Source organism: Sphingobium sp. CR2-8 (assembly GCF_035818615.1).
GTDB lineage: Bacteria > Pseudomonadota > Alphaproteobacteria > Sphingomonadales > Sphingomonadaceae > Sphingobium.
Window position 1 is genome coordinate 1,558,341 of record NZ_JAYKZY010000002.1, and the last position, 13,160, is coordinate 1,571,500.

The following is a 13,160-nucleotide window of genomic DNA, read 5'->3' on the forward strand; positions in this document are numbered from 1 at the left end:
GCACAAGCCTAGCGACTTTTGCCGATACAGGAAAGGGGCGCATCGGCGATGCGCCCCTTCTATATGGGCTTTCCGATGAGCCAGGCGAATTACTTCGCGCGCGGGACGCGCCGACGCTTGGTGCCCAGCCCGATTTTCTTCGCTAGATCGCGGCGCTGTTCGGCATAGTTTGGGGCAACCATGGGATAGTCGGCCGGCAGGCTCCACTTCGCGCGATAATCGTCGGGCGTCATCTGATAATGGGTCATCAGGTGGCGCTTGAGCATTTTGAGCTTCTTGCCGTCTTCCAGACAGATAATATAGTCGGGCTTGATCGACGAACGGACCGAAACGGCAGGCTCCAGCTTCACTTCCGGTGCAGCAGGAGGCTGGCTAAGACCGGCAAGCGCGGCGTGCACATTCTGGATCAGCGAAGATACGTCAGAGACAGCAACACTGTTGTTGGAGACATGCGCAGCCACAATATCCGATGTCAAAGTAATGAGCAGCTCGCTCTGGGCCGATTCGGTTTCCATTTTGCAGTTTCCTACTGGGCTATATTATTGTGCGACCCGCCCGGGGAACATATCTCAAGAGCGGAATTTGCTCGCTAGACCTTGTAGGACAATTTCGCAATAGCTGAGTATATCATGCGAGCATATCGATGCGAAAGCTTAGCGCATCGTGAAGTTGACCATCGTTTCCGCGATAGTAACCAGGACGACGATGCACATATTCGAACCCGCTTTTCTCATAGAGTTTCACGGCCTCATTAGTCGAACGCACTTCCAGATTCATCGACATGATGCCCCGTCGCCGCGCGGTGAGCAGGCTATGCCGCAACAATGCCTCGCCAATACCGCGCCCGCGCCAGATCGGATCGACAGCCAGCAGCAGCAATTCGCATTCATCCAGCACCGATCGTATCAGCGCAAAGCCAAGCGGCGCTGCATCCAGCCGGGCGATCGTCAGCCATGTGCCCGGCATCATCATCACGCCGGCCAATTGCGCCATGGTCCACGCTTCGCCGAACGCGGGATCGAACGCGTTGACCATGACATCCATCGCATCGGCCAGCGCGTTGCGCTCGCCTTCGTCGTAAATGTCCAGTTGCATGTTCGGGGTCATGGTGCCGCGCGCTCCGCCATGGTCATCGCGTCTGCGCCTCGCCCATAGATCGGGCTGGGCGGGAGCGGCGTCAGGTGCCGGATCAGGGGATAATCGGTTGCATCGGGATAGAGGTTGACGGCCGCACCGTGGCCGCGCGCCGTGACCAGCGCCTCCGCGCCCGTGCCGTAGATGACGGGCGCGTCCATCGCTTCTGCCAGTTGTGCGATCGGCGTGGACAGGATGGCGCTGGTCGCAACCATCCCGTCGGCCGTGAAGCTCTGCCAGAATAATTCGCCATGCCCCCCGGTGATGGTGACGGCGATCGGGCTGTCGCCATGATCCTGCGCCGCCTTCGCCGCGATCAGCGACGGCGCGCTATAGCCATGTAGGGGAATATGCCAGGCCAGTGCCAATGCGCGTGCCGCAGCGATACCGATGCGCACGCCGGTGAAACTGCCTGGCCCGACGTCCACGGCGATGGCATCGGCGCGTCCGCCGTTTGGCAAGGCGGCGATCGCGGGCAACAGCGCTTCGGCATGACCGCGTCCCACGACCTCGTGGAAACCACCGATCGGCGTCCCGTCCTCCAACAGTGCAACGGACAAGGCCTGGGTCGCTGTGTCGATCACCAGAAGACGCAAAAGATACTCCCCTCAAGCATCCGCATCATGCGGAGTCGTCTTGCGGTTAGTCGATACGCCCGGATTTGCCAAATGCCGTGCGCGCTTCAGACAGAGCGCACCTCTGTCACTTCAGGAACATAATGTTTCAGCAACTGCTCGATCCCGTTTTTGAGCGTCGCGGTGGAGGAGGGGCACCCGGCGCATGCGCCCTGCATCTTAAGGTACACGGTACCCTTGTCGAACCCTCGATAGATGATGTCGCCCCCATCATTGGCGACGGCGGGACGAACCCGCGTATCGATCAGTTCGCGAATCTGCTCGACGATCTCCGCATCTTCGGGGTCGTCGGCGAAACTCGTCTCTTCCGGCGGAACGTTGAACCCGGCAGCCGATCTGGGTGCGAACAAGGGCATATTCGCCGAAAAATGCTCCAACAGGGTGGACAGCACATCCGGCTTCACATCGGACCATTCCGAACCAAGCGCGATCGTCACCGAAATAAAATCGCTGCCGAAGAACACGCCTGTGACGTCGCCCAGACCAAACAGCGCATCCGCCAGCGGAGAAGCCTCCGCCTCTTCGGGGCTTGCAAAATCGCGGGTGCCCGCGCCCATGACTTCGCGTCCGGGCAGGAATTTGATGGTCGCCGGATTGGGCGTCAGTTCGGTCTCGATCAGCATGGGCGCTATGTGGCGACGGATGCGGCTAAGATCAAGCGCTTCGGGAACTTCGCGTGGCGCTGGCGATTGAACGTCCAAACAGCCAGGAGTTTGGATCATGACCGACGCTACCGAAATCAAGGATCGTTTTTGGGCGGAACTGTCCACCAGCCCCTTCCTTATGGTGGGTTTGTCCAACAGTAGCGAACATAGCCTGCCGATGACGGCGCAACTCGATCCCGACGCCAATCACTGCTTCTGGTTCTATACGTCGCGCGACAATCGCCTGGCACCCGGTGGTTCCGCCATGGCGCAGTTCTCGGCGAAGGATCATTCCCTTTTCGCCTGCATCGAAGGTGCGCTGACCCCGGAGACAGATCCGGCCGTCATCGACCGCTTCTGGTCGAAGGAAGTGGAAGCCTGGTATCCAGGCGGTCGCAACGATCCCAATCTGCTGATGCTGCGCTTCGACCTTGGCACTGCCGAAATCTGGCGGTCCGACATGTCGATCAAGGGCGTTTTCAAGATGCTGTTCGGCGGCGACGTGCGATCGGAAATGAAGGGCAAACATGCCGAAGTGGCGCTCTGACGCCACGCTCCTCTCAATAAAAGCAGGGCGGCCGTAACTTATGTTGCGGCCGCTTGCTTTTTGCCCGCCTTTATCGCATATGCGCCGCAGCGCAGCAGATGGGTCTATCGGCCCCACAGCGATTGGTAGCGTGATCGTCCTCTCCCCCGAAGGGTGCAGGACCGGCCAATGACAGTCTGCGCTAAGCTTGAGGCTTCCCTTTTCACGCGGGTCGTTTCGTAACCCGCCTCGCGCCCTCGCTGCGTCTTGCAGACATGAGTTGGCGCATGGCCGACTTGTGAGTTTTTCATGCAATTTAATGACCTTGGCCTTTCCGAGCCGATCATCAAGGCGCTTGCCGCCAAAAATTACGTCACGCCGACGCCTATCCAGCAAAAGGCGATTCCCGTCCTGCTGGAAGGAAAGGATCTGTGCGGCATCGCCCAGACTGGCACCGGCAAGACCGCAGCCTTTGCCTTGCCCAGCCTCGACTATTTCGCCCGCAATCCCAAGCCGACCCCGATCAAGGGGTGCCGCATGCTGGTGCTGTCGCCGACCCGCGAACTGGCCGCACAGATCGCGCAGAGCTTCCGCGACTATGGCCGCTTCATGAAGCTGTCGGTCGAGACCGTGTTCGGCGGCGTGCCGATCAACAAGCAGATCCGCGCCCTGTCGGCCGGTGTCGACATCGTCGTCGCCACGCCGGGCCGTTTGCTCGACCTGATCGATCAGCGCGCCTTCACCATCAAGGACACCGAAATCTTCGTCCTCGACGAAGCCGACCAGATGATGGACATGGGCTTTATCCATCCCCTGAAGCGCGTGGCGAAGATGCTGCCCGCCGATCGCCAGAACCTCTTCTTCTCGGCAACCATGCCCAAGGAAATCGAGGCGCTCGCCGCCCAGTTCCTCAACAATCCGGTCAAGGTCAGCGTCGCGCCGCAATCGACAACCGCCGAACGCGTCGATCAGCAGATGTATTTCGTAAACCAGGGTGAAAAGCAGGCGCTGCTTCACTTGGTGCTGGAGAGCGAAGAGATCGATCGTGCGCTCATCTTCACCCGTACCAAGCATGGCGCCGATCGCGTCGTGCGCTTTCTGGAGGGCGCGGGCATCGACGCCTTCGCCATCCACGGCAACAAGAGCCAGGGTCAGCGCACCACTGCGCTCCAGGCGTTCCGCCAAGGCAAGGTGAAGCTTCTGGTCGCGACCGATATCGCCGCGCGCGGCATCGACGTGTCGGGCGTCAGCCACGTCATCAACTTCGAAATTCCCAATGTGGCCGAACAATATGTTCACCGCATTGGTCGCACGGCGCGCGCAGGCGCTGATGGCATCGCGATTAGCTTCGTGGCGGATGACGAGCGTCCGTACTTGAAGGCGATCGAGAAGACGACCCGCGTCAAGCTGCAAGTCACGCCGCTGCCGGAGAACTTCATGGAAGCCGTGCGCAACCTGCCCAAGCCCGCCGCGCCTAAAAAGGGGCCGAGCCAGTCCCCGCAGCAGCAGGCGCGCCGTGCCGATGGTCAGCGTAAATATCAGGATGGTCAGCGCCAGCAGCGCGGCGCGCCCGATCGCGCGCATCGTCCGGAAGGCGACGCGCCTGCCAAGCGTCCGTTCAATCGCCGCCGTAGCGGTGGCGGCGTCGGCGCGCATAAGGGCGCAGTGCAGCGCACCGGCGCGCCGCGCTGATCCGCTAGACAAATCCCGCACATTTTCGGGCTGAGCCTCGCGAAGCCCTTCTCCTTTCCGTCGCGAAAGGAGGAGGTCTTTCGACTGGCTTGGCCCAAAGGCGTTTTCAAGCTGTGCGGTACGGGTAAGAGCGTAATCGCGGATCAATCGGCTGACGTGATCCTCTCATGACCTCTTTGTCAGTGGTCATTCAGGAAAATGGCGCTAGGCTCCTTGTCCTATGCGCTTTACCCCCGCCGTTCGGCCGCTTCGCTCTCCGTTCTCGCCCTGCTTCTGTCGGGATCGCCGCTGGCGGCCCGGACCGACACCGGCTCTGCCACCACCGCGCCAGGGCCGTCCGCCGGTCAGGCGCAAGTGCGACCATGGCTATATGAAAATAGCGATGTGCCGATCGATCCGGCCTGGCGCTTCGGTACATTGCCCAACGGGCTGCGCTACGCCATTCGCCGCAACGGCGTCCCGCCCGGCCAGGTTTCCCTGCGCCTGCGCGTGGATGTCGGCTCGCTGATGGAGCGACCCGAAGAACTGGGCTACGCCCATTTCATCGAACATCTTTCGATGCGAGGTTCGCGCCATGTCCCGGATGGTGAATCGAAGCGCATCTGGCAGCGGCTGGGCGTGACATTCGGCAGCGACAGCAATGCGCAGACCACGCCGACCGGCACCACCTATGCGCTCGATCTGCCGCAGGCGACCCAGGCCAGCCTGGGCGAAAGCATGAAGATCCTGAGTGGCATGATGGTCGACCCCAATATCGTGGACAGCGCCGTGGAAGCCGAGCGCGCCGTCGTGCTGGCCGAGCGGCGCGAAAGCGACGGGCCGCAGATGCGCATGTCCAACGCCAGCCGCCTTCACTTTTTCGCAGGCCAGCCGCTCGCGGATCATGCGCCGATCGGCACGCTCGCAACGCTGACCGCTGCAACAGCGGCCAAGGTGGAGGCCTTTCACCAGCGCTGGTATCGCCCCGAAAACGCCGTCATCTCGATAGCGGGCGATATCGATCCGGCGCTCGCCGAACAGCTTATAAAGGATAATTTCGGCAGTTGGTCGGTGCCGGGGAAGGGCGCGTCGCTGCCCGATTTCGGTACGCCCGATCCCAAGCTCCCCGCCACCCTCGTGGTGGTCGAGCCGGGCGTGCCGCTGGGCCTGACCCTGGCCTGGCTTCGTCCTTGGACGCCGCATGCCGACACCATCGTCTATAATCAGGACAAGCTGACCGACATGCTGGCATTGCAGATCATCAGCCGCCGACTGGAGCAGGCCGCCCGCGGCGGCGGCAGCTTCCTGCAAGCCGGCGTGGAGCAGCAGGATGTCAGTCGCTCGGTCGACGGCACCTTCGTGACGATCATTCCCAATGGCGATAATTGGGAGAAGGCGCTGACCGACGTTCGCGCCGTGGTGGAGGACGCCAAGGCCGCGCCGCCCAGCCAGGCGGAAATCGACCGCGAATATGCGCAGATGGACACGGCGCTCGCCATCCAGGTCGAAAATGCCGACACCGAACCGGGCGCCAAGCAGGCGAGCGACCTCGTCGGCGCTGTCGACATCCGCGAAACCACCGTCAGCCCGCAGGCGGCCGTCGATATCTTCCGCGCGGGCAAACCGGCCATGACACCGGACAAGATACGCGAATCGACGCGGCGTCTCTTTTCCGCCGGTGTGTTCCGCGCCTTGCTGATCACCGGCAAAGCGCAACCGGGCCTGGACGCAAAGCTCGCCGCCGCCGTGGCTGCGCCGGTGAAGGCCGCGACCAACGCCCGCCTTGCGGACAAGGCCGTGACGATGGACGACCTGCCCAAGCTGGGACCGCCCGGCACCGTCGTGTCGCGCGCGCCCGTCGGTCTGGACGGCATGGAAAGCATCGCCTTTTCCAACGGGGTCAAACTGACCCTCTTCGCCAATGACGCGGAAACCGAAAAGGTGCGGATCAACGTCCGCTTCGGCCATGGCCAGCAGGCATTTTCACCGACCAAGCCGGTGCCGAACTGGGCGGCCGACTATGCCTTGGTGGCGAGCGGTATCGGCAAGCTGGGCCAGCGCGAACTGGACGACCTGACCAATGGCCGCCGCATGGGCATGGACTTTTCGACCGACGACGACGCTTTCGAGATGCAGGTCGTGACCCGCCCCGCCGACTATAAGGACCAGTTGCGCCTGTTCGCGACCAAGCTGGCGCAGCCCGGCTGGGATCCCGCGCCGATCGCGCGGGTGAAGACCGGCGCGTCGGTGGCGTATGACGCGATGTCGCGTTCGCCGGACGCGGTGTTGGGCCGCGATCTCAACTGGTTGCTGCATGACAAGGACGTCCGCTTCCGTACGCCATCCCGCCCGGAAATCGAAGCGCTTACCCCGCAGGCGTTCCGCGCAACCTGGGAACCGATCCTGGCGTCCGGCCCGATCGAGGTGCAGATTTTCGGCCAGGTCAAGGCGGAGGACGCGATTCAGGCGGTCGCGGCTACCTTCGGCGCCTTGCCGCCCCGACCCGACGTGCCGGTGCCAGCGATCAATCGGGCGATGCGTTTCCCTGCCCATGTCGAAACGCCGGTGGTGCTGCGCCACAAGGGCGACCAGGAACAGGCCGCCGCGGTCATGGCCTGGCCGACGGCCGGTGGCTTCCAGCTTCAGAAGGAGGCGCGACAGCTGGAAATTCTCACCCAGATCTTCAACGATCGCCTGTTCGACAAATTGCGCTCGACGGAAGGGGCGGCCTATTCGCCCACGGTCCAGAATAACTGGCCCTTCTCCTATGAAAGCGGGGGCTATATCCTTGTCACCAGCCAGGTCCGCCCTGACAGGATCGCCTATTTCTACGGCGTGGTGAAGGATACGGCGGCCGACCTAGCCAAGACGCCGGTCAGCGACGATGAACTGCAAAGGGCCGTAGCGCCGATGCGCCAACTGTTGATGCGCGCCAGCACGGGGAACGCCTTCTGGATGAACCAGATGGAGGGCGCGACCCATGACGCGCGTTATGTCGATGCGATGAAGAACATGTCGCAGGACATGCTGACCGTCACGCCCGCCCAGTTGCAGGCGCTCGCCGCCAAATATCTGGTTCCGGCAAAAAGCTGGTCGGCGGTGGTTCTGCCGGAAGGGGTTGCGGCCCGCTGACGAGGTACGCGCCGCATGTCCGCCGATCAGGCGGGCTGCGGCGCTTCCATCAATTGCTCGTACAGGCGAACATATTCGAGGTGCAGGTCGCGGATCGTGGGATTACGCGACTGCGCCGCCAACTGGCGATTCCTCTCTATCCGCGCTTCGAAATAGGCGCGGTCGAAACAGGGGTTGGTGATCATACGGTGCCTCTCGAAAACTCTCTCCTGGGTGAATGACACCCGTGGGATAAAGTTGCGGCGGCGCGGCGTGAGCGACAGCATCCTGCGGCGGGTCGAAGCGTTGATCGGGCGAGATGCCGATGAAGCTATCGCATTGTTATAAGCTGGTTATGGCCCAAAATCGGGGAAGGATTGACCGCGCGCGCGGCTATTGAACGCCCCGCAATCCGGTGACGATCATCTGCGCGGTCCGCCGGGCCGCCGCGCGGCCGGACAAACGTGGGCGCGACAGGCTGCGATGCCCCAGGCCGAACAGGCAGGCAAGTATCATCTCCTCTGCGGCGTCCAGCGCTTCACCCGACAGCTTGTCATTGGCGGCGCACGCGAAATGGCGGATGAAGACGCGCCCACGTTGGCACATCGCGCCAATCGTGTCGGCGACTTGTCTATTGCGAAAGCTTTCGGCCAATATGTCGAAAGCCAGTGCCTCTTCCTTGTCCTCGACCGTCTGGAGCAGCAATGCCTCGAATATCTGGTCGACGGTCAATTCCCCGGAATTGAGCCGGGTCTGTAATGCGGCCATGTCCGAACACCATTGATCGGCGTCGTCATGGACCAGCGCCTCGATGATATCTTCTTTGTTTTTGAACAGGCGATAGATCTGTCCCACCGATACTTTGGCGAGCACCGCCAGTTCCGCCATGGAAGTCTGGTGAAAGCCATGACTATCGAATAATGTGCGTGCCGCCGCCAAAATAGGCGTGCGACCATTTTTTTCCTGCTGCACTGCAACCATATCCACCCCGACAGCTTTTTTGCCTCTTGAAATCGCATTGCCATGATCGTACTTGCCCGGCAAGCGGAATGAACGTTCATTCCAATTCTTTCGATCCCTAAAAAACGGATATTCAAACGATGCAAAAGGGGACAATCTTCGGGCTGCTGGCATGCGTGTCGGCACTGGCGTTGACCGGGTGCGGTGAAAGCCCGCCACCCGCGCCGCCGCCGCCCGCCGTCGGCTTTGTCACGCTCAAGGTCGAATCGGCGCCCTTGGTGAATGAACTTCCCGGCCGCATTGTGGCGGTGGAAACGGCGGAAGTACGCCCGCAGATCGGTGGCGTAATCCGCCGCCGCCTGTTCCAGGAAGGCGGCTTTGTCCGGGCCGGACAGCTTCTTTATGAAATTGAAGACGCGCCCTACCGCGCTGCCCTTGCGCAGGCACAGGGGTCATTGGCACGAGCTAACGCGGCGATCCGGTCGACCGGGTTACAGGCGCAGCGTTACAAGGATCTGGTCGGTATCAACGCCGTGAGCCGCCAGGAATATGATGACGCCGACGCCGCAGCCCAACAGGCGCGGGCCGATGTTGCAGCGCAGCGTGGCGCTGTCCAAGCAGCGCAGGTGAATCAGGGTTTCACGCGCATTCGTGCGCCTATTTCCGGTCGGATCAGCCGATCGATCTTTACGCCCGGCGCACTGGTGCAGGCCGGGCAGGCGGACGCGCTTTCCACCATCCAGCGCACCGACACCGTCTATGTCGATATCGCCCAGTCGGCCGCCCAGATCATCGACCTCAAACAGGCGATGAAGAGCGGCGGCGTCAGCGAGGCGGAGGGCGCCCGCATCCAACTGCTGCTGCCCAACGGCACGACCTACCCGGTCGAAGGCCGCCTGCAATTTTCGGAAATCACGGTAGAGCCGACAACGGGCGCCGTCACCTTGCGCGCGACCTTCCCCAATCCCGACGGCATGTTGTTGCCCGGCATGTATGTGCGCGCCAAACTGGTCGAAGGGCGGCGGACCCAGGCGATCCTGGCGCCGCAGCAGGGCATCAGCCGCGATGCGCGTGGCCGGGCGACCGCCATGGTCGTGGGCAAGGACAACAAGGTCGAGATGCGCCAGGTCACCGTCGATCGGGCGGTCGGCGACAAATGGATCGTCACCGACGGCCTCAAGGCCGGCGACAAGCTGATCGTGGAGGGGTTGGTCAACCTTCGTCCCGGCACGGTGGTGAAGCCCGGTGCGCCCCAACAGGTTACGGCGCAAAACGCCGGTGCCAAGGGCGGGGCGAACTAAGCCATGGCGCGCTATTTTATCGACCGGCCCATCTTCGCATGGGTCATCGCCGTCGTCATCATGCTTGCAGGCCTGCTCGCGATGCGCGCCCTTCCGGTGGCGCAGTTTCCCGAAATCGCCCCGCCCGCAGTGACGATCGCGACCAGCTATCCCGGCGCCAACGCCCAGACGCTGGAAAGCACCACCACGCAGATCATCGAACAACAGCTCAAGGGCATCGATAATCTGCGCTATTTCTCGTCCACCAGCGACGGGTCGGGCAATCTTGCGATCACGCTGACCTTCGAACAGGGCACCGATCCTGACATCGCACAGGTGCAGGTCCAGAATAAGCTGTCGCAGGCGACGCCGCTCTTGCCGCAGGAAGTGCAGCAACAGGGCCTTCGCGTCGGCAAGTCCACGTCCAGCTTCCTGCTCATCATGGCCGCCTATTCAGACGACGGCATCCATGATCAGGAAGATGCTTCCGACTTTATCGCGTCCAGCCTGCAGGATCCGATCAGCCGCGTGACCGGTGTCGGCGATACGCAGTTGTTCGGCTCGCAATATGCGATGCGTATCTGGCTCGATCCTTACAAGATGGCCAATCTTGGCATCACCACCAGTGACGTCAAATCGGCGATCGTAGCGCAGAACGCGCAGGTGTCGGCCGGTCAGATCGGCGGATCGCCGGCGCCCGCCGGGCAGGCGCTCAACGCCACCGTCACGGCGCAATCGCGCCTGCGTACGCCCGAAGAATTTGCCAATATCCGCCTGCGCAGCAACAGCGATGGCTCGGTCGTGTTGATGTCGGACGTGGCAAAGGTCGAACTGGGCGCTGAAACCTACGGCTTCGGCGTGAAGTTCAACGGTCATCCGGCCTCCGGCTTTGGTGTAAAGCTCGCGCCGGGCGCAAACGCGCTCGACACGGTGGATGCGGTCAAGAAGCGCGTCGACGAATTGTCGAAGAATTTCCCCAGCTGGGTGAAATATGATTTCCCGGTCGACAATTCGACATTCGTCAAACTGTCGGTCGAACAGGTCATCCACACGCTGTTCGAAGCAATTCTTCTCGTCTTCGTCGTCATGTTCCTGTTCCTCCAGAACTGGCGCGCCACGCTGATCCCGACGATCGCCGTGCCGGTCGTGCTTCTGGGCACGCTCGGCATCCTCAGCGTCGCGGGCTTCACCATCAACACGCTGACTTTGTTCGGTATGGTGCTGGCGATCGGCTTGCTGGTCGACGACGCGATCGTCGTCGTGGAAAATGTCGAGCGCCTCATTCAGGACGAAGGGCTCAGCCCCAGGGAAGCCGCGCGCAAGTCGATGGATGAAATCAGCGGCGCGCTGATCGGCATCGGCCTCGTCCTGTCGGCGGTGTTCCTGCCCATGGCCTTTTTCGGCGGATCGACGGGCGTGATCTTCCGTCAATTTTCGATCACTATCGTGTCCTCGATGATCCTGTCGGTGCTGGTCGCGTTGATCCTGACACCGGCCCTGTGCGCCACCATCCTCAAGCCCGCCTCCCACGGCCATAGCTGGAACGGGCCGATCGGCTCGATCTTCGGTCGCTTTTTCGACTGGTTCAACCGGACCTTCGACAAGGGGGTGGTCCGCTACGGGCGTGGCGTCGAAAAGGTCGAGCATCGCTGGGGCCGGACCATGCTGGTCTATGGCGTCATCGTCGTCGCCATGGCCTTCGTGTTCATACGCCTGCCCAGCGGCTTCTTGCCGGAAGAGGACCAGGGCATCATCATCAACCAGATATCGCTGCCCGCGGGCGCGACATTGGAAGAGACCGAACGCACGCTGGCCAAAATGCGCGACCATTATCTGGTCGATGAAAAGGCCAATGTCTCCGCCGTCTTCACTATCGCGGGCTTCGGGTTCGTGGGACAGGGGCAGAATGTCGGCATCGTCTTTGCCCGTATGAAGGATTGGAAAGTCCGCACCAGCGCCGAAAGCAAGGTGCCCATGATCGCGCAGCGCGCCAATATGGCGTTCCAGAAAATCTCGTCGGGCATGGGCTTCGCCTTCGTGCCGCCCGCCGTACAGGAACTGGGCAATGCGTCCGGTTTCGATTTCCAGCTGCTCGACCAGGCCAATCTCGGCCACGAAAAACTGCTTGCCGCCCGCAACCAGCTTCTGGGCATGGCGATGGGCGACAAGCGTCTGGCGCAGGTCCGTCCCAACGGTCTGGAAGACACGCCGCAGCTTAAACTGAACGTCGATCAGGCGGCGGCCGGCGCGCTTGGCATTGCCCAGGCGGACGTCAACGACACGATCAGCACCTATCTGGGCGGATCCTATGTCAACGACTTCATCGACCGCGATCGCGTCAAGCGGGTTTTCGTCCAGGCCGAAGCGCCGTTCCGGTCGACGCCCGACGCCATCAACGCCTTCCACGTTCGTGGCAGCAGCGGCACGATGGCGCCCCTGTCGGCCTTCTCCACAACGGATTGGGTCCAGGGCCCGGCGCGTCTGGAGCGTTTCAACGGCGTCCCGTCGATGAACATCCAGGGTTCGCCAGCCCCCGGCGTGTCGAGCGGCACCGCGATGAAGGCGATGGAGGAGCATGCCGCCAAGCTGCCCGCCGGGATCGGCTTCAGCTGGAATGGCATCTCCTATGAGGAGCAGACGTCCGGCGGTCAGGCGCCCTATGTCTATGCGCTTTCGATGTTGATCGTCTTCCTGTGCCTTGCTGCTCTCTATGAAAGCTGGTCGGTGCCGATCGCGGTCATGCTGGTGGTGCCGTTGGGCGTGCTGGGCGCGGTGATCGCCGCGACCCTGGCGGGGCTGAACAACGACATCTATCTTCAGGTCGGCCTCATCACGACCATCGGCGTGTCCGCGAAGAACGCGATCCTGATCGTGGAGTTCGCCGAGGAAAAGATGCGCGAAGGCATGCCGCCCGCTCAGGCGGCATTGGAAGCGGGCAAGTTGCGCCTGCGGCCGATCCTGATGACCAGTCTCGCCTTCATCTTCGGCGTGCTCCCCCTGGCGGTGTCGAAAGGCGCAGGCGCAGGCGGTCAGAATGCGATCGGCTGGGCCGTGGTCGGTGGGATGTTGTCGGCAACGGTGCTGGCGGTATTCTTCGTCCCCGTCTTCTTCACCGTCGTGAAGCGGCTGTTCCGCGAACATAAAAACCATGAAGCGGAAGGCGACACGGCGACCCCGCACGCCCCGCAGGAGGCTTGAA

At 62.2% G+C, this 13,160-nt stretch carries 11 protein-coding genes; 5 read left to right on the forward strand and 6 right to left on the reverse strand.

Translation table 11 applies throughout. The annotated features are described in order from the left end of the window. Positions 1-89: 89 nt before the first annotated feature. The 4 genes from U5A82_RS11550 to U5A82_RS11565 all read right to left on the reverse strand — a co-directional run bounded on the left by U5A82_RS11550 (position 90) and on the right by U5A82_RS11565 (position 2,392). Positions 90-515 (reverse strand): Ros/MucR family transcriptional regulator, encoded by a 426-nt coding sequence (locus U5A82_RS11550; RefSeq protein WP_326290998.1) that lies wholly within the window; start codon positions 513-515, stop codon positions 90-92. A 112-nt stretch (positions 516-627) separates the two neighbouring features. Then, on the reverse strand, positions 628-1,107 hold the full coding sequence (locus tag U5A82_RS11555; protein WP_326291000.1) for a GNAT family N-acetyltransferase: 480 nt from the start codon (positions 1,105-1,107) through the stop codon (positions 628-630). Further along, positions 1,104-1,730, reverse strand: a complete 627-nt coding sequence (gene tsaB / locus U5A82_RS11560) for a tRNA (adenosine(37)-N6)-threonylcarbamoyltransferase complex dimerization subunit type 1 TsaB (protein ID WP_326291001.1) — start codon at positions 1,728-1,730, stop codon at positions 1,104-1,106. The genes U5A82_RS11555 and tsaB overlap by 4 nt, the downstream gene beginning before the upstream one ends. Positions 1,731-1,816: 86 nt before the next feature. After that, positions 1,817-2,392, reverse strand: coding sequence for a NifU family protein (locus tag U5A82_RS11565; RefSeq protein WP_326291003.1), 576 nt, complete (start codon positions 2,390-2,392; stop codon positions 1,817-1,819). 97 nt (positions 2,393-2,489) lie between these two features. On the opposite strand from U5A82_RS11565, the gene U5A82_RS11570 reads away from it, so the two are divergent. From U5A82_RS11570 to U5A82_RS11580, 3 genes are all read left to right on the forward strand, one after another. Continuing rightward, complete coding sequence (locus tag U5A82_RS11570) at positions 2,490-2,960, forward strand: pyridoxamine 5'-phosphate oxidase family protein (RefSeq protein ID WP_326291004.1); 471 nt, start codon at positions 2,490-2,492, stop codon at positions 2,958-2,960. A gap of 288 nt (positions 2,961-3,248) precedes the next feature. Further along, a complete protein-coding gene (locus U5A82_RS11575) occupies positions 3,249-4,631 on the forward strand; it encodes a DEAD/DEAH box helicase (protein WP_326291005.1) in 1,383 nt (460 codons plus the stop codon). Between the two features lie 198 nt (positions 4,632-4,829). Then, entirely contained in the window at positions 4,830-7,742 is a 2,913-nt protein-coding gene (locus U5A82_RS11580) for a M16 family metallopeptidase (RefSeq protein WP_326291006.1), read from the forward strand. Between the two features lie 26 nt (positions 7,743-7,768). Here U5A82_RS11580 and U5A82_RS11585 read toward each other — a convergent pair whose 3' ends face one another. Both U5A82_RS11585 and U5A82_RS11590 read right to left on the reverse strand, forming a co-directional pair. Beyond that, the gene (locus U5A82_RS11585; RefSeq protein WP_326291008.1) at positions 7,769-7,927 is read right to left on the reverse strand and encodes a hypothetical protein; all 159 of its coding nucleotides are present in this window, start codon (positions 7,925-7,927) and stop codon (positions 7,769-7,771) included. 187 nt (positions 7,928-8,114) lie between these two features. After that, positions 8,115-8,702: a TetR/AcrR family transcriptional regulator gene (locus U5A82_RS11590; RefSeq protein WP_326292917.1), complete on the reverse strand. Its 588-nt coding sequence runs from the start codon at positions 8,700-8,702 to the stop codon at positions 8,115-8,117. Positions 8,703-8,821: 119 nt separating this feature from the next. Here U5A82_RS11590 and U5A82_RS11595 point away from each other — a divergent pair, with 119 nt between their 5' ends. Then, positions 8,822-9,982, forward strand: coding sequence for an efflux RND transporter periplasmic adaptor subunit (locus U5A82_RS11595; protein ID WP_326291010.1), 1,161 nt, complete (start codon positions 8,822-8,824; stop codon positions 9,980-9,982). A gap of 3 nt (positions 9,983-9,985) precedes the next feature. Continuing rightward, positions 9,986-13,159 (forward strand): efflux RND transporter permease subunit, encoded by a 3,174-nt coding sequence (locus U5A82_RS11600; protein WP_326291011.1) that lies wholly within the window; start codon positions 9,986-9,988, stop codon positions 13,157-13,159. The last annotated feature ends 1 nt before the right edge of the window (position 13,160 follow it).